The 16,153-nt window shown below is 66.6% G+C and carries 17 protein-coding genes; 9 read left to right on the top strand and 8 right to left on the bottom strand.

Annotation, left to right across the window (positions count from 1 at the left end):
* Window positions 1-46: 46 nt before the first annotated feature.
* From RMP10_RS15975 to RMP10_RS15985, 3 genes are read right to left on the bottom strand one after another with little or no spacing between them, the layout of a single operon-like run.
* Window positions 47-652: an isoprenylcysteine carboxylmethyltransferase family protein gene (locus tag RMP10_RS15975; RefSeq protein WP_309670811.1), complete on the bottom strand. Its 606-nt coding sequence runs from the start codon at window positions 650-652 to the stop codon at window positions 47-49.
* Window positions 653-697: 45 nt separating this feature from the next.
* Window positions 698-1,504, bottom strand: a complete 807-nt coding sequence (locus RMP10_RS15980; RefSeq protein WP_309670812.1) for an alpha/beta fold hydrolase — start codon at window positions 1,502-1,504, stop codon at window positions 698-700.
* A complete protein-coding gene (locus tag RMP10_RS15985) occupies window positions 1,501-2,817 on the bottom strand; it encodes an AI-2E family transporter (protein ID WP_310571173.1) in 1,317 nt (438 codons plus the stop codon). Before RMP10_RS15985 ends, RMP10_RS15980 begins: the two co-directional genes overlap by 4 nt.
* 112 nt (window positions 2,818-2,929) lie before the next feature.
* Between RMP10_RS15985 and RMP10_RS15990 the strand changes: the two genes are divergently transcribed.
* Both RMP10_RS15990 and RMP10_RS15995 read left to right on the top strand, forming a co-directional pair.
* Window positions 2,930-4,099 carry an HRDC domain-containing protein gene (locus tag RMP10_RS15990; RefSeq protein WP_310571174.1) on the top strand — a complete coding sequence of 390 codons (1,170 nt, stop codon included), beginning with the start codon at window positions 2,930-2,932 and terminating at the stop codon, window positions 4,097-4,099.
* A gap of 297 nt (window positions 4,100-4,396) precedes the next feature.
* Complete coding sequence (locus tag RMP10_RS15995; RefSeq protein ID WP_310571175.1) at window positions 4,397-4,960, top strand: signal peptidase II; 564 nt, start codon at window positions 4,397-4,399, stop codon at window positions 4,958-4,960.
* 28 nt (window positions 4,961-4,988) lie between these two features.
* On the opposite strand, the gene RMP10_RS16000 is transcribed toward RMP10_RS15995, so the two are convergent.
* Both RMP10_RS16000 and RMP10_RS16005 read right to left on the bottom strand, forming a co-directional pair.
* Complete coding sequence (locus RMP10_RS16000; protein WP_309670816.1) at window positions 4,989-5,330, bottom strand: metal-sulfur cluster assembly factor; 342 nt, start codon at window positions 5,328-5,330, stop codon at window positions 4,989-4,991.
* A gap of 37 nt (window positions 5,331-5,367) precedes the next feature.
* Window positions 5,368-6,885, bottom strand: a complete 1,518-nt coding sequence (locus RMP10_RS16005; RefSeq protein WP_310571176.1) for a serine hydrolase — start codon at window positions 6,883-6,885, stop codon at window positions 5,368-5,370.
* 145 nt (window positions 6,886-7,030) lie between these two features.
* Between RMP10_RS16005 and RMP10_RS16010 the strand changes: the two genes are divergently transcribed.
* The 3 genes from RMP10_RS16010 to RMP10_RS16020 are packed head-to-tail and all read left to right on the top strand — an operon-like array spanning window position 7,031 to window position 9,621.
* On the top strand, window positions 7,031-7,615 hold the full coding sequence (locus RMP10_RS16010; protein ID WP_310571177.1) for a sigma-70 family RNA polymerase sigma factor: 585 nt from the start codon (window positions 7,031-7,033) through the stop codon (window positions 7,613-7,615).
* Complete coding sequence (locus tag RMP10_RS16015; RefSeq protein WP_310571178.1) at window positions 7,596-8,369, top strand: hypothetical protein; 774 nt, start codon at window positions 7,596-7,598, stop codon at window positions 8,367-8,369. Before RMP10_RS16010 ends, RMP10_RS16015 begins: the two co-directional genes overlap by 20 nt.
* A 1-nt stretch (window position 8,370) precedes the next feature.
* On the top strand, window positions 8,371-9,621 hold the full coding sequence (locus RMP10_RS16020) for a PDZ domain-containing protein (protein ID WP_310571179.1): 1,251 nt from the start codon (window positions 8,371-8,373) through the stop codon (window positions 9,619-9,621).
* A gap of 16 nt (window positions 9,622-9,637) precedes the next feature.
* Here RMP10_RS16020 and RMP10_RS16025 read toward each other — a convergent pair whose 3' ends face one another.
* The 3 genes from RMP10_RS16025 to RMP10_RS16035 are packed head-to-tail and all read right to left on the bottom strand — an operon-like array spanning window position 9,638 to window position 12,456.
* A complete protein-coding gene (locus RMP10_RS16025; RefSeq protein WP_310571180.1) occupies window positions 9,638-10,462 on the bottom strand; it encodes a matrixin family metalloprotease in 825 nt (274 codons plus the stop codon).
* 9 nt (window positions 10,463-10,471) lie between these two features.
* Complete coding sequence (locus RMP10_RS16030; protein ID WP_310571181.1) at window positions 10,472-11,386, bottom strand: alpha/beta hydrolase; 915 nt, start codon at window positions 11,384-11,386, stop codon at window positions 10,472-10,474.
* 2 nt (window positions 11,387-11,388) lie between these two features.
* A complete protein-coding gene (locus RMP10_RS16035) occupies window positions 11,389-12,456 on the bottom strand; it encodes a patatin-like phospholipase family protein (protein WP_310571182.1) in 1,068 nt (355 codons plus the stop codon).
* Window positions 12,457-12,564: 108 nt separating this feature from the next.
* On the opposite strand from RMP10_RS16035, the gene RMP10_RS16040 reads away from it, so the two are divergent.
* From RMP10_RS16040 to RMP10_RS16055, 4 genes are all read left to right on the top strand, one after another.
* Window positions 12,565-13,710, top strand: a complete 1,146-nt coding sequence (locus tag RMP10_RS16040) for a PepSY-associated TM helix domain-containing protein (protein ID WP_310571183.1) — start codon at window positions 12,565-12,567, stop codon at window positions 13,708-13,710.
* A 599-nt stretch (window positions 13,711-14,309) separates the two neighbouring features.
* Window positions 14,310-15,104, top strand: a complete 795-nt coding sequence (locus RMP10_RS16045; protein WP_310571184.1) for an aldehyde dehydrogenase family protein — start codon at window positions 14,310-14,312, stop codon at window positions 15,102-15,104.
* Entirely contained in the window at window positions 15,104-15,682 is a 579-nt protein-coding gene (locus tag RMP10_RS16050) for an aldehyde dehydrogenase family protein (RefSeq protein WP_310571211.1), read from the top strand. Before RMP10_RS16045 ends, RMP10_RS16050 begins: the two co-directional genes overlap by 1 nt.
* Window positions 15,679-16,080 carry a DUF779 domain-containing protein gene (locus RMP10_RS16055; protein ID WP_310571185.1) on the top strand — a complete coding sequence of 134 codons (402 nt, stop codon included), beginning with the start codon at window positions 15,679-15,681 and terminating at the stop codon, window positions 16,078-16,080. Before RMP10_RS16050 ends, RMP10_RS16055 begins: the two co-directional genes overlap by 4 nt.
* Window positions 16,081-16,153: the final 73 nt, after the last annotated feature.

Genomic DNA, 16,153 nt, shown 5'->3' on the forward strand with positions numbered 1-16,153 from the left:
CGCGACGTCATGTCGCGGCCCGCTTTTGCCTGTGGCTGCAGGCTGCTTACACCGCCCAGCCGCGGTTCTTGAGCCAGAACAGCCCGCACAACACCACGTACTGCAGCACCGTCGAGCGCTCGCTCCAGATGGCTTCGGCCCAATCATGCTGCCCTTCCGTGCTGCCGCTGGGCGGACGACCGAACCACCGCGGCGTGCGTGCTTTGTAGTCCAGATACTCCTGTCCGAAGATCGATTCCAGCACGCCTTCTTCGTAGCGCACGATCAGCGTGTACTCGATCGCGAAGATCACGATCGCCACCGGAATGAACCAGTTCACGCCCGACACCACCGTGAAGCCGATCCACGCCAGAAAGTTGCCCACGTAGAGCGGGTTCCGGCACCACGCGAATGCGCCGTACGTGACGAGGCGCTGCACATCGCGCGAGCGACGACGCGTGACGGTCCCCGCCGCCGCCACACCCGCGGTGCGCACCAACTCGCCCAGCAGCACCAGCAGCAGGCCGGCGATCCACGTCTGTGCCGACTGTACGCCGGGCACCAGCAGCGGCACCGCCAGAAATGGCACGGGAAGCCAGCCGCGGTTCTTGAACAGCACCTGCCCGATACGGGCAGCGGTTGAACGTTCGGCTTCGGAAACAGGAGCAGTCATCGACGGCGGAAAAGAGCGAAATGAAAGGCGCGGTCGATGAGTCGGTCAGGCCGAATCGGCGAGCGTCGCGAGGAAATCGGAGAACGCATGCGTCGTCGCCGCAGGGCGCTCGACGCAGGGCAGGTGTCCCGCCCCCGCGATGATCTCCATGCGGACGCGCGCCGCAGCGGGAAGGGCTTCGGCGATCGCGCGCGCCTCCTTGATCGGCGTCAGCACGTCGTCTTCTCCCACCACCACGAGTGTGGGAACGGTAATCGTCCCGAGCGTTTCCCGTGAGTCCGGGCGGTCCCGAAGCGCCTGCAGCGCCCCCGTGATCCCCGCCACCGACTGCCGCGCCATCATGACCCGGATCGTGTTCACCACGTCGGGACGCCGCGCCCGTGACTCCTTCCCCAGCATCCCTTGCAACTGCGCGTCGGCGATCGCCCGCGAGCCATCCCGCTTCACGAGCGCGATCAGGTCGTCCCGCTTGCTCCGGGTGTCCTCGTCGTCGGCCCCGGCCTTGGTATCCGAGAAGATCAGCGCCCGGATGCGATCGGGGTGCCGCCGCCACATGGCCATGGCCACGTAGCCGCCCATCGAGAGTCCGCACACCACCGCCGCCTCGATCCCGAGCCAGTCCAGCAGTGCCGCGACATCATCGGCGTACTGGTCCATCGAGAATGGGCCGAACGTGCTCGAATGGCCGAAGCCACGCAGGTCGGGCACGATGCACCGCACGTGCGGCGCCAGCGACATGCGCTGGGCCGTCCACAAGGTGCGATCATGCGGAAAGCCGTGCAGGAAAACCACCGGTAGGCCGTCACCACTGTCGTCAAAGCCAACCTGATATCCGGGGAGCTGGGCGATCATGAGGCCGCCGGGACAGGACCGCTGTCGGCCACGTCCATGACCGTGTCAGGATCCACGTCGGCCCGCGCCATGTCCTCCAATTTGCCCTGCTTCACCATCGCTTTCTCCCGGGCGTTTTCGCGCTCGGCCATCATGCGCAGTGGCACCAGGACCGCGGCCGTCAGCGGCACCGCGACCATGAGCCCCACGAAGCCGAACACCAGCGTCATCAACGATTGCGCCACCAGTGTGATCGCCGGCGGCAAATCCATCTCACCGCGCATGAGATACGGGATGAGCAGATTGTTCTCGAGGAACTGGATCCCCCAGTACGCGATCAGTACCGCCAGCGCCTTCTCCGGCGAGTCCACGAACGCCATCAGCACGGCCGGCACGGCGCTCATCACCGGACCCACCGTGGGGATGAACTCGAACAGGCCGGCGATGAACGCCAGCGCAAATGGGGCCTTCACGCCGAGCAACAGCAGCACGATCATGCTCACGACACCGATCACGACCATCGCGATCATCTGCGTGACAAGCCATTTCCGGAGCACGGTGGCGATTTCCGCGAGCACCAGCCGCACCTGCGCCCGCGAGGTGGCCGGAACCACCGACAGCAGCCACCCGCGATAGACCTCGGGCTCGGCGCCGATGTACATCGCCAGGAACACCAGCAGAACGAACGCCGCTACCGCCGTCAGCGTGTTCGACACGAACGAGAACAGGTAGCGAGACGCACCGCCAAGTTGCTCCGTGATGCGCTTCTTGATTGCCTCGCTGGGTGACGCCGCGATGGAATCGGCCGCCTGGCGCAACACCTGCGCGGCGGTCGGTTTGCGCGTGCTCGTCGCCGGGACGCCCACCGCCACCGGGGGGGCGACCGTGACGCCGCCGGCCGTGGCCGGTGGCGTGGCCGCCGACTTGATCAGCGTGCCGACCAGCCCCGTGCGCTTCGAGTCGATCCAGGTCTGGACCTTGTGAATCGCTTCCGGGAACTCGGTCTGTAGCTGCTTCCCCTGCTCGATCAGCGTTGGCGCCGTCCACGCCAGTACCCCGCCGATGGCGCCAAGCGTACTAAGCACGATCAGCGCCGACGCGATGCCACGCCGGATGCGGAACCGTTCGAGGTAGTCCACCCCTCGGCCGACGGCCAGACCGAACAGCGTGGCCAGAAAGACGAGGAACAGCAGCGAGCTCACGGACCAGGCCAGCTGCAGCCCGAACCAGACGGCCAGCGCCACGACGGAAGCCCGGGCGAGGTCGGCAGTACGCCAGCCTCGCCGCTCAGGGGACAGCGGCTCGGGGAGCAGATCCTGATCGATGGTGGTCATAGCGACGAAACTACTGCGGAAGACACGCCAACGCGGTGGTAGAGGTACCAGTCGGACGCATTCGCCGAATTTTCCCCTCTGTGAAGCGGACCGATGTACCTTTCGGATAGCCATGTCAGCATCCGCACCGCTCTATCTCGATACGGTCGACTCCGTCGATCAGTTCCTCGCGAGTCTCTCGCCGGTCCGAGCCATAGCGCTCGACACCGAGGGCGCGAGTTTTCACCGCTTCGTGGACCGCATCTATTTGCTGCAGATGTCCACGGATCGTCATGAAGCCGTGATCGATCCGCTCCCGATCGGCAAGCCGTCACGCCTGGGCGCGCTGATCGAGGACCCGCAGGTTGAGATCGTGTTGCACGACGCCGATTACGACCTGCGATTGCTGCATCAGGACTATGGGTGGCAGGTGAAGAACCTGTTCGACACGCGCGTGGCCGCGCAGCTCTTGGGGATTCGGGCATTCGGTCTCGCCGCGTTGCTGGAACAGTATTTCGGCCTGAAGCTCGACAAGAAGCATCAGCGCGCCGACTGGAGCATGCGCCCCCTCACGGCGGACATGCTCGATTACGCAGCGCAAGACACACGCCACCTGCTCGGCCTTCGCGACAAGCTGCATCAGCAGCTGGTGGCGAAGGGCCGATGGCACTGGGCGCAGGAAGAATTCATTCGCGCGGAAACCACGCGGTGGGATCCCGATCAAGCCGAAAATAGCTTTCTCCGCATGAAGGGCGCGCGCGATCTCACGCGTCGTGAGCTGGCGCGTCTGCGTGAGCTCGTGAAGTGGCGCGACTCAATCGCCGCCGAATTGGATCGCGCCACCTTCCGCGTGGCCGGCAACGAAACACTGCTCGATCTCGCGCGCCTGGCGCCGACGTCGCGCGATACGTTGTTCGCCGTGAAAGGCTTTCCTCGCGGCATGAATGACGCACGCGCCCAGGAAGCACTGCAGGCCATCGCGCGAGGCAACGACGTGGCCGAGGCTGATCTGCCGCGCTTCCCGAAAGCGGCGCGCTGGGATCGTGAGGCCGACTTCGATGATCGCGTCGCGCGCCTCAAGTCCGTACGTGATGCCGTCGCGACCGATCTCGATCTTGATCCGGGTGTGCTCTGCTCACGCGATCGCATGGAGGCCGTGGCGCGTCGTCGTCCGCGCCATGTCGACGAGCTGCAGGAGCTCCCTGAACTCCGGAAGTGGCAGGCCGAAGTCCTCGGCTCGGGCTTCGTGAAAGCGCTCGCCCCGTTCGCGACCGCGGTCGACTCCCCGTACCGGGCTGAGTAGTCCGCTTCGGCCCGCCGCACTGCGCTGTGGCGCGGTCGCTACGACCGTATCGTGAGTGCACTAGCTGTTCACCGCACGCCACACCCCAGTTTTTGCGAACTCGACCGGAAATCATCGTCGAGCGAATCGCGCAGGTCGATGGAAGTGTCAGTGATAAAATGACTTACCTGGATAATGCGGGCCCGCTCAGGTCGCCTGACACATGTCGAGGCATTCATGTCGTCGCGGCACGCAGAGTGCGCTAGGAGAGGGCAAGACCCGCTCGGGTTTGCCTGATTTCTCCCGCCGCCCCACAGCATGCGACTCGATACGCTTCGCGCTCCACGCGTCCAGGGCTTGTTCGACACCGTCCGTGCCCGCTTCATCGGGATCACGGCGCTGGTTACCGCCGTTGATCTGCTGGCCAAAGAAGTCGCGGTCCGGTCACTGGGATCCACGGGCGTCGTGCCCGTCAGCGATCGGTTCTCGCTGTTCGTCGTCTTCAACACGGGCAGTGCCGGCGGCGTGCAGGTCGGCCCCTACACCTGGCAGCTCAACGTGCTGGTGACGCTGTTGGCCGTGGGTCTGATCGCGTCGGTGGTGCAGGCGATGGCGGCGGTGGACCGTCGCGCGACACGGGCGCTGGCGTTCGTCGCCGGCGGCGCGGTGGGCAATCTGCTCAGCATGCTCTTCGGCCCTGAAGGCGTTGCCGATTTTCTGGCGATTCGCTTGACCGGCGACACCACGATCGTGGCCAACGTGGCCGATTTCGCCCTCTGGACGGGTGCGGTGATGCTGGTGCCCGTGGCCCTGCTGCTGGCCCGCATGGCGCGAGCCGAGCGGGCCGAGCGCAACGCGGTGATGCGCGTCGAGCTGTCCTGAGGTTTAGGGCGGACGCGTAGGCGCCGAGCTAGAAGCCCATGTAGGCACGGACCCGGGGCTCGATGCGCTCCGGAGTCCAGGGCGGCGACCAGACCAGGTTCATCGTGACGTCGCCGATGCCGGGAATCGTGCGCAGCTGTTGCTCCGCCTCGCCCATGATTTCCGGTCCTGACGGACAGCCGGGGGACGTGAGACTCATATCAATCTGCACGTTCGTTCCATTCACGTGCACATCGTAGATCAAGCCGAGATCGACGATGTTGAGATTGAGCTCAGGGTCTTTCACGCGCCGCAGCACCAGGCGCGCCTGATCGGCAGAAATCTCGCCAGCGGGTTCCGCGTCAGGCGTCGGGTCTTGGATCTGATCCATGCAAGAACAATAACCGATCAGTCCAGTCCCTGTTCCGCTAGCGCTTCTTCTTCGCGCTCTTTTTGAACACGGGCTTCTTCACCGGGCTCTTCTTCTTGGCGCCGGCGGAAGACTTGGACACCGACGCCTTGGTGCCCGATTTCGCGGTGCTCTTCGACGACGACTTGACCGACGACTTCTTGGCGGTCGTGCGCTTGGCCGAAGCCCGCTTGGCCGAGGCTCGCTTGGCGGCGGCGACCCGGCGACGCGACGCCGCGCTGCTGGCACGGCTTGAGCGAAGGGGCCGGTTCCAGTCCTGCGCGCGGTCGGCCCGGAAACTGACCGGCATCGCCATGACGCCGGTCGGGTCGTCCATCACCGCCAGCACGGCCGCATCGGCGAGGTCGTTGCGCACGTCGGCGATGACCTTGCTGGGACGGCGGGCCCGCGCCGCGTGCACCCGGTTGGTGAGCAGAATGACGAACATCTGCCGGTCGGGATCGATCCAGAGCGACGTGCCCGTAAAGCCGGTGTGGCCGAAGGCGCGCTCGGACATGTACTGCCCGCAGCCGGCGCCGCCGTCGCAGGTATCCCAACCCAAGGCACGGTGACCGGCAGCCCGCTTGGTGAACAGCGCCACGGCCGAATCGGAGACCACCCGCACGCCGTTGTACACGCCGCCGTCGAGCAGCATCTGGGCGAACACGGACAAGTCTTCGGCGGTGCTGAACAACCCGGCATGTCCGGCCACACCGCCGAGCGCGTAGGCATTCTCGTCGTGCACTTCGCCCCGCAGCGGATAGCCGCGCGGCGGTGCGATCTCCGTGGGCGCTGTGCGTCCCGCCGACATCGCGTCTGGCCGGAAATGCGTATCCGACATGCCGAGCTTCGCGAACACGGTGCGCTCGAGGAAGGTGTCGAGCTTTTGACCGCTGGCCGCTTCGGCGACGAAGCCCAGCAAGTCGGCGCCGAGGTCGGAATACTCGTAACAGTTGCCGGGCGCGCACTGGATCGGCGAGGCCAACACCGCCGCACGCGCTTCGGCCGGGGTCTTCGCGATACGCCAGAGTTCACGTCCAGCCGGGAGACCGGCACGGTGCGTAAGCAGATGGCGAACCGTCACCTGATCGCGCAGTCCGCCGGAAAAGTCAGGGAGATACCGCGACACGGGGGCGTCAATATCCACCTTGCCCGCATCGTACAGCACCATGATGGCCGTGGTGGTTGCGACAACCTTTGTGAGCGATGCCAGGTCGTAGATGCTCTCCTGCGACGAGACCCGGGTTCGGCCCGACCAATCGAGCGCACCGAAACCACGGGACAGCACCGAGTAGCCCTTCCGTCCAACCACGACCGACGCGCCCGGATACCCGCCCGCATCGACCCCCCGCTGCACCACGCGGTCGATCGTCGACAGGCGCGCCGAGGACATGCCAACGGCTGCCGGCTCCCGTTCCGGGAGCCCGCTGGTGGCCGTCATGTCGGCGGCAGCGATTGCGAGTGCGGCGAGCAGTAACACCAGAGGTGGCCGGCCGTAGGGAGAAGAGCCATCGGTGGGCGCTGAATAGCCCACCATGGGCATTTAAGACGGACCGCTACGCCCGTCAAGCGAATCTACCCTGATTTCACGATCCGGTTCGCCGAAAGCAACGCGGGCTTGGTGATGTCGCTGCATCTGCGCTGCACAGGCAACCCATTCCCGACATCTGGTGACAGATTCGATGGAACCTATGGAAACCGATGCCGCTATCGTCCGCCGGGCGATCGAGGGCGACGAGCGAGCCATGCGCCTGCTGTGGAATCAGCACGCGGCGCATGTCGATGCCGTCGTCCGTCGACTCGCCGCGGATCCCGACCTTGCCGAGGACATCGCGCAGGAGGTCTGGATCCAGATCTTTCACGCGCTCCCGTCATGGCGGGGCGATGCGAAGTTCAGCACCTGGGTGCATCGCGTGGCCATCAATCGCACGCTGAACGCGCTCCGGCGGACCAAACGACTCGCCGCCACCGAGACGGCGATCGAAGAAGACTCAGCGTACGTGGAACAGGACGCCGATCGCAGTATGCTGGCGCACACCATCGACGAGGCGGCGCGCAAGCTGTCGCCCGGCGCGCGGACCGTGTTCCTGCTGCACGATGTGGAAGGCTATACCCACGAGGAGATCGCGACGGAGCTGGGGATCACCCCCGGCGGATCGAAGTCGCAGCTCTTCAAGGCGCGGGCGAAGCTTCGCCGGTTGCTCGCCCCGCTTGTCGACACCTCATCAACCGGCATGGATCGTAGCTATGCAGCACCTGGATTCTGAGCGGCTCGCCGCGTTCGATCACGACGCGTTTTCGCCCGAGGAGCACGCGCACCTCGCGGCCTGTGCCACCTGTCGTGGCGAGGTCGCCGCGTACGCGCAGCTGGTGCAGATGGCCGGCGCCTTGGTCACGCACGATGTGACGGACACCGAGCATCGACTCTCGTCGTGGGAGTCCATTGCCAGTGGCCTGCGGCAGGGTGACCGCTCGACGCCGGCTCCGGTCGTGCAACAGGCCCCGATCAGCCTGACGTCGGCGCCCGTCACCCCGTGGTGGGCCCGCTCGTCGCTGCGCGTCGCGGCGGCCGTTGCCCTGATGGCCGGTGGTGCCGTGCTGGGACGCGTTTCCGCTGGGTCGCCGCTGGTCTCGTCCGCCCGCACCGCCGGTGTGGCCGGCGTGATGGCCGAATCGCTGGGACTCGGTGATGTGTCACTGCGTCCCGCGACCTATGGCGCCGCCGGTGAATTCGCGTCGGTGAGTCAGGCCACCAGCCTGTTGAACCGCGCACAGCGGGACTACGAACGCGCGTCGTTGTGGCTGGCCGCCAACGACAGTACGCCGCACGACTCCGACGTGTACCGCGCCCGTTTGGCGGCCCTCGATCAGATGATGGCCGCCTCGCGCGCCGCCCTCAGCGACGCACCGCAGGATCCTGTCCTCAACCAGTACTATCTCGCCGCCTTCTCCGCGCGCGAGGCCACGCTGCAGCAGCTCGGCACCTCGCTGCCCGTGGGTAAGACCATCGAGCGATATTGATATGCGTCTCCGTTTCTTGCCCGTCGTCGCCGTGTTCGTCACCGCCGGCACGCTGAGTGCCGACGCGCTGCGCGCCCAGACCACGGTGCGCACGCCCACCCGCGTGCGCGGCACGATCATCGCCAGTTCCGCCGCGAACGCCTGCGCCGAGCTGGCGGCGACCCCGTCGGCGCTGGTGAATGCGCCGGAAGGAATGGCGCTGCTGCGTCTCAAGCGTGAGTTGGAAAGCGCGGCGTTCACGCTCGAACAGCAACAACAGCTGCAGGGTATCGACGTGCAGCGGATCACCCAGGTGCAGCGCGGTGTCGATTCGCTCATGCAAACGATCATCGTGCGGGTGCAGCGTCGCGACGGTCCCGATGGTGAGATCATCACCGTGCAGCGCGGCGACAGTATCCGCACGCTGCGACTGAGCGCGCCCACGATCGAGGCGAACATCCGGTCGTTGCAGCCGCAGATCACCGCGTTCATCGCTGCGGCGGAGGCACAGTCGGGCCGCTCGGTCAGCGAGGTCGGCTACATGGGCGTCGGCTTGCTCGGCGCGCAAGTACGCACGGTCACGCCCGACGGCGTGCTGGTCAGTCACTGCGGCTATCCCGTCGTGGAAACCGTCGATATCGGCTCGCCCGCCTCGCGGGCCGGTGTGCTGGCCGGTGATACGGTGCTGGCCTACAATGGACGTGATCTCACGCAGCGCGCCATCAACTACCAGAGCATGCTGGTGCCGGGTGAGACGGTGCGTATGCGCGTGAAGCGCGGCGCGAAGGCCCGTGAGATTCCGGTCACGGTCGTCGCGCGACAGGTGGAGCGACAGCTCGTGGTGATGCGTGGCTCCGAGGTACCGATGTCGGCGCTGCCGCCGGACGCCCCGCGGGCGCTCAGCGGTCGTCTCATGATTTCATCCGCGGCACCGTCGCCCTCGCCCTCGTCTCCGAGCATGGGCACGGTGTCGGGTCCCGCGGCCGCGAATGGCGTCGCGGTCCTGTTGGGCGCGCAGCTTTCCACGGTCGATGACGATTTTGCCGAGGTGTTGGGACTCGAGCCGGGCATTCTCGTGTTGCGTGCCATGCCGGGATCCCCATTCGCCGAGGCCGGACTTCGGGGGGGCGAGATCATTCGCGCGTTCAACGGAACGGCGGTGCACGATGTGCAGGCGATGCGTCGGGCGATTGCCGGGGCGGGCTCCCGCGAGGCGCGGCTTACCGTGTTCTCCCGCGCGAACGGCACGCGGACCGTCACGCTGCGCTGGTAGGCGCGGCGTCGATCGCCTACTTCAGGCTGCCGGCGGGCACCGTATACAGCAGTCGCACGGTGGCGCGGTCGGTCTCGCTGAGTTCACGCACGCGCACGCGCGCCGACATGATATCGTCGGACGACTCGGCGTGATCGAGGCCGAGCAGATGACCGACTTCGTGCAACGCAATCGCGCGCATCTGCGGGGGCGTCACGTAGCCGCCGCCCGGATGTGACACGGCCAGCTGAATGTCGCTCGACACGAGCCAATAGGCGGCATCGCGGCTCCAGATCGTCTTGCCGCTGATGCCGTTGGCGAACGAGCTGGTGAAGCGCACGTGCACATCGGCACTCGCCGAGTCGATCACGAAGGTGAAGCGCACGGGAATACCGGCCTGCACCCACGTGTCGAACGCATCGCGTACCACCGGGAGATAGTCCGACTTCCAGCCCTCGATGTCCTCGCCGTCGCGTATGAACACACGCAGCGGCCGGGTGGTGCGGTCGGGCCAGCGGGTGAGCGCCGAATCGCGGGAGCGCAACAGCGCGTTCATGTACGTGCCGCTGATGCCGGGCGCGAGGCGACGGCGCATTTCGTCGGCCGAGATCGACGGGCGATCCGGGCGCACGAGCAGCGACGACGGCACCAGAAACTCCTCGCCGTGCAGCAGCGCGCGCGGCACGATCGAACCGCTGTCGACGGCGATGCGCAGGCCGCGACCCGTACGAGGGGCGCGTTCATCGATCGCGCCGGCGGCCTCGCTGCGCATGGCAGATGGGCGCACGCCGACGCTCTGCCCGCCAATGAAGCAGGCCAATCCGACCACACAGCAGGCGAGCAGCGTTTCCGCGGTCTTCATCGAGTCGCGTCAGGAGTCTGGTGGTCCCTCCGCGAGGAAGGTGTGCACCGCAGCGAAGAAGGCGTCGGGGGCCTCCCAGAAGGGATTGTGGCCCGCCTCCGCGATCGGCAGCAGACGCGCGTGGCCGAGGTGCGCCGCCGTGCGTGCTGCTTCTTCAAACGGCAGCACGTCCGCCGCTCCATGGACGACGAGCGTTGGCGTGGGCAGGTCACGCAGCGCATTGCGCCAGTCGTAGCCGTCTCGGCGCAGGCGTGCCGCGACGACCGCGCCGGTGGCGCTGGTGCCTTTCGGAGGCGTCACACTACCGGCGAACTGCTGGTCGAAAAACCAGGCGGGGAAGAACGCCTGCGCGTAGCGGGCGTGCGCGTCGAGATCGGGGCTGGTGAGCGCGGCGGTGTCGAAGGCGGCCAATCGCTGTTGCGCTACGCCCGTGAGTCGGGCCACGCCGGCGTCGTGGAGTGGTGGGAGCCACGCACTGGTCACGCCGACCGCGTTGACCAACACCAGTTGTCGCGTGGCCTCGAGGTCCTGCGCAGTAGCGAGCATTGCGATGCCGCCGCCCCACGAGTGACCGAGCACGTCCCATTGGGCAATGCCGAGCGCGACGCGCAACGCGGGCACGTCACCCGCATCGAACTCGATGCGCGACGCCTGCATACCCGGCGGTGATGCACTTCGGCCGCGGCCGCGTTGATCGAAGAAGATGAGTTGTCGGTGCCTGGCGAGTGCGGCGAGCGCTGGCCAGAGCAGCGTGTGATCGAACAACAAACCACCGTTGATGCACAGCAGCGGCAACGTGCCGGCCACGGCCGGCGTGTGATACACGGCGAAGTCGAGTCCGCGGGCGCGCACGATGAGCGGCTCGAGCGCCGGACGCGATCCGAGTGAACGGCGAAAGGCGAGATAGCGATCGAGGGTGGACATCCCTACGCCCACGGGATGATTGCATCGACCAGTCGCCCGGTCTCGATGAGCTCATGCAGTTCATCGCCGAGCGCGGTGCTGGCATCGAGGATCGCTTGCCACCGCGTCATCCGTTCGGCTTCGGTGCACTCGAAGAAATCACGCCGATCGGGAATGCGTGTGCCGGGGAGTGAGGCGACGAATGCCGGCGATGGCGCGATCAACAGCGTGCGCGAGAAATTCACCGCACCCGCGCGTCGCCACGGCAGCGATTTGTCGAACCAGCCCGGCACGACATGATCATAAAAGTGCGCATAGAGCACGAGGCCGGGACCGGGCCCGTAGTCGAGGTCCAGGTGGTAGTCGGTCACGCCGCCGTCCCAGTGCAGGCCGGGGGCACCGGGAATGCGCACGCCTTCCATGAGCAGCGGAATCGACCCCGAGGCGAGCAGGGCCGCGCGCAGATTCTCCGGCGTGAGCGTGCGATGCACCGTCGGCAAATCGCGCAGATGCAGAAACGGTGAGTCGTTGCCAGCCGAGTGAAAGATCGTGCGTGTCATCTGCCAGGCGAGCGAACGCCGCGTCACGACGTTGGCGGCGGCGGCGAGGGCCATGGCCGTGGCCAGCACGGGCCGTCGCTGGCTCGACGCGAGGCCGCGCGACTCGGCCGTGATCACATGCACGCGAAACGTCGGGTGCGACAGGATTTCGTGCACGCCCTCGGGACCAAGCAGATCGTCGAGGGCGCGCATAAGGACCTCGCTCACCTCCGGCGCGCCGGGCTTCGGCGAATAGCGCTGGCGGTAGATGTACGCCTCGTGTCCGCGAGCGAGGGCGGCGACCGGATCGCGTTGGGCGAGGCACGCCATGCGCCAGCTGCCGATCGACGAGCCGATGAGGTGCAGCGGGCGAGTTCGTGGCTGTGGTAGCAGGTGCCCGAAGAGGTAGCGATCGAGTCCGCCGATCCCGATCCATTTGGCGCCTCCCGACGCACCCGGAACGATGTCGATCTGGTCGCCGCGAAGACCGCCATGCGCGCGGAGATGGGCGAGCGCAGCGGGGCCGGCGCGGAGGGTGAGCAGGGAGGTCATTCCCGGCAATTTGGCGACAGGGGCAAGGCGTGTTCGATAGCCGATTGACTTGGTCGGGATACCTCGCTTACCCTTCAATTCCCTTCATGAGAATCATTCTCAACAAACATGTCCGTGCGCCTTTTCCGCCGTTTCCTATTTTGGACCCACCTCGTGATCGGCCTCGCCGCCGGCGCCCTCGTGTTCATCATGGCCGTGACTGGCGTGCTACTTACGTACCAGAAGCAGATGACGGTCTGGGCCGATCTCCGGGGGCTGGACGGTGCACCGCCGGCGGCGGGGCTGCTGGCGCTGCCGGCCGATACGCTCCTATCCCGCGTCGCCGCCTCCCGGCAGGCGACCCCGACGGCGATCGTGTGGCGTGAGGGCGCGAACACGCCGGTGGAGGTGCAGTTCGGACGGGAGTCCCGCGTGTTCGCCAATGCCTACACGGCGGAGGAGCTCGGCACGGGGTCGGCCACGATGCGTGGCTTCTTTCGACAGGTCACCGACTGGCACCGCTGGCTGGCCGCGAAAGGCGACACGCGCGATCTGGGGCGCGCCGCGACCGGCGCCGCCAATCTGGCGTTTCTTCTGATCGTGCTGAGCGGCATGTGGCTCTGGTGGCCGCGCAACCTCACGTGGGCCTCAGTGCGCAGCGTGACGTGGTTCCGTCGAGGCCTTTCGGGCAAGGCGCGCGACTTCAATTGGCACAACGTGATCGGATTCTGGAGCGCGATCCCGCTGGTGATCGTGGTGGCGTCGGGCGTGGTGATCTCGTATCCCTGGGCCAGCGCGCTGGTGTTCCGTGTGGCGGGCGAGGCGCCGCCGGCGCGAGCCGCCGCCGGTCCAGCGGCGCCGGACCGACCGGCGGGGGCCATCCCCGGCGCGCTGCAGCCGCGATTGGCCGTCGCCAAGGCACAGATGCCCAACTGGCGCACGATCTCGCTCACGCTGCCCACCAAGCCCCACGCCGATGCCTCCTTCGCCCTCGACCGCGGCATGGGCGGCGAACCCCACAAGCGCGCGACAGCCGTGATCACGACTGAGGGTCAGGTCTCCGAGCTGCAGTCCTTCGCCAGCCAGTCCCCCGGCCGCCGCCTGCGCTCGATTTTGCGTTTCGCCCACACCGGTGAAGTGCTGGGCGTGTTCGGGCAGACCCTAGCCGGCCTCATCTCGCTCGGTAGCGCCGTGCTGGTCGTCACCGGCATCACCCTCTCCCTCCGCCGCCTCCGCGCCTGGCTGCGCCGGCGCTCCAGCCCCGCTCTGTTGTAGCCCAAAGCCCACCGCCCACCGCCCACCGCCCAAGGCCCAAGGCCCAAGGCCCAAGGCCCAAGGCCCAAGGCCCAAGGCCCAAGGCCCAAGGCCCAAGGCCCAAGGCCCAAAGCCCACCGCCCACCGCCCACCGCCCAAGGCCCAAGGCCCAAGGCCCAAGGCCCACAGCCCACAGCCCACCGCCCACCGCACACCGCCCACAGCAAGAACACGGAGTGAACCGATTGCACCGACCACACAGATAAGCCAACAGCGCTTTTCGCTTATCTGTGGCTCGTTCAGTGTCATCGGTGGTCTCCGTGTTCAGGCCGTTGCCGTTGCAGCACCAGTCGCCCGCGCCATCTGTCGCGCGACACGCGACATCGCGCGTGCGACATCGCGCGTGCGACATCTGTCGCGCTGTCGGCCCTCCCGCAGTTCACGAAGCAAGCACGCAGCCGCGATCGATCCCCCCGACATACCCCAATGCCCTCACCCACATGCGTTTGCGCAAACGCTCCGGTGCGGCAGGATCTGCCGGTGGTTCACGGCATTCCCTTTGCCTAGCTCGCCGTCGGGAGCAGTCACCTTCGGCATCCACTGGATTCATCGAGGCGAGCATGGCCACGTCAGCTGTACCGAGCAGCACCGCCACTCTTCCGCAGGGCGCGGCGCAGTACGCAATCACGATCCCCATCAAGAGACGGTACGAGAACTGGATCGATGGCACGTTCTCGGCGCCCGTTCGTGGCCAGTACTTCAGCAACCCGACGCCGATCACTGGTCAGCACCTGTGCGACGTCGCCCGCTCCACCGCCGAAGACGTGGAACTCGCACTCGACGCCGCGCATCGCGCCGCGCCGGCCTGGGGACGCACGTCGGCCACGCATCGCGCCATCATCCTCAACAAGATTGCCGATCGACTTGAAGAGAACCTCGAAGCCATCGCCGTGATCGAGACCATCGACAACGGTAAGCCGATTCGCGAAACGAAGGCCGCCGACCTGCCGCTCGCCGTCGATCACTTTCGCTACTTCGCGGGTGTGCTGCGCGCCCAGGAAGGCAGCGCTGGTGAACTCGACGAGGACATGGTGGCGTATCATTTCCACGAGCCCCTCGGCGTGGTCGCGCAGATCATCCCGTGGAATTTCCCGCTGCTCATGGCGGTGTGGAAACTCGCCCCGGCGCTGGCGGCCGGAAACGCCGTGGTGCTCAAGCCCGCCGAGCAGACGCCGGTCGCCATCATGGCCTTCGTCGAACTCATCGCCGATCTGCTCCCGGCCGGTGTGCTGAACGTCGTGCAGGGCTTCGGCGTCGAAGCCGGCAAGCCACTCGCCTCAAGTCCGCGCGTGGCGAAGATCGCCTTCACCGGCGAGACCACGACCGGTCGCCGAACGTCTTCTTCGCCGACGTGATGCAGCAGGACGACGCCTTCTTCGACAAGGCGCTGGAAGGCTTCGCCATGTTCGCGCTCAATCAGGGTGAAGTGTGCACATGCCCGTCGCGCGCCCTCGTGCAGGAGTCGATCTATGAGAAGTTCATGGAGCGCGCGATCGATCGCGTGAAGCGGATCACGATGGGACACCCGCTCGATCCCAGCACGATGATCGGTGCGCAGGCGTCAAACGATCAGCTCGAGAAGATTCTCAGCTACTTCGACATCGGCGTGAAGGAAGGCGCCAAGGTGCTCACCGGTGGCAAGCGCGCCACGCACGAGGGCGAACTGGCCGGCGGCTACTTCGTGGAGCCGACCATCTTCGAAGGGCACAACAAGATGCGCGTGTTTCAGGAGGAGATCTTCGGCCCGGTCGTCTCCGTCACCTCGTTCACGGACATGGACGACGCGCTCGCCATTGCCAACGGCTGTACGGACTCGGCGCCGGCGTCTGGTCGCCGCGACGTGAACACGCTGTACCGCATGGGTCGCGGGATCAAGGCCGGACGCGCTCGGCTTCTTTTGACCCCGGGCAGAGACACGTGGGTGACCCGATGATGGATTCGCCAGTGGCACGGGTGGGTGTCACCCCGGCTGCCGCAGCCCTGCTGCACAAGCTGCAAGCCCAGCACGGACCGCTGGTGTTCCATCAGTCGGGTGGCTGCTGCGACGGCAGCACGCCCATGTGTTTTTCGCGCAAGGAGTTCCGCATCGGTCAACGGGATGTCTACCTGGGGACCATTGCGGACACGCCGTTCTACATCGGCCACCAGCAGTTCGAGTACTGGAAGCACACGCATCTCACCATCGACGTCGTGCCCGGCCGTGGTGCCGGCTTCTCGCTCGAAACGCCGGAGGGGCTGCGATTCCTTACGCGTTCGCGCCTCTTCGACGACGCCGAGTGGGCGGCGCTGGAAGCCGCCGGTCCGCCGCTACGGGGCGAACAGCCCGGCTGAGATTGTGCGAAATTCGCGAACATGGTCGAGTCTGGCGGTTGCCGTCGACGGCCCCGTTGTGCGATAGTCAGGC

Source organism: Gemmatimonas sp. (genome assembly GCF_031426495.1).
Classification (GTDB): Bacteria; Gemmatimonadota; Gemmatimonadetes; order Gemmatimonadales; family Gemmatimonadaceae; genus Gemmatimonas.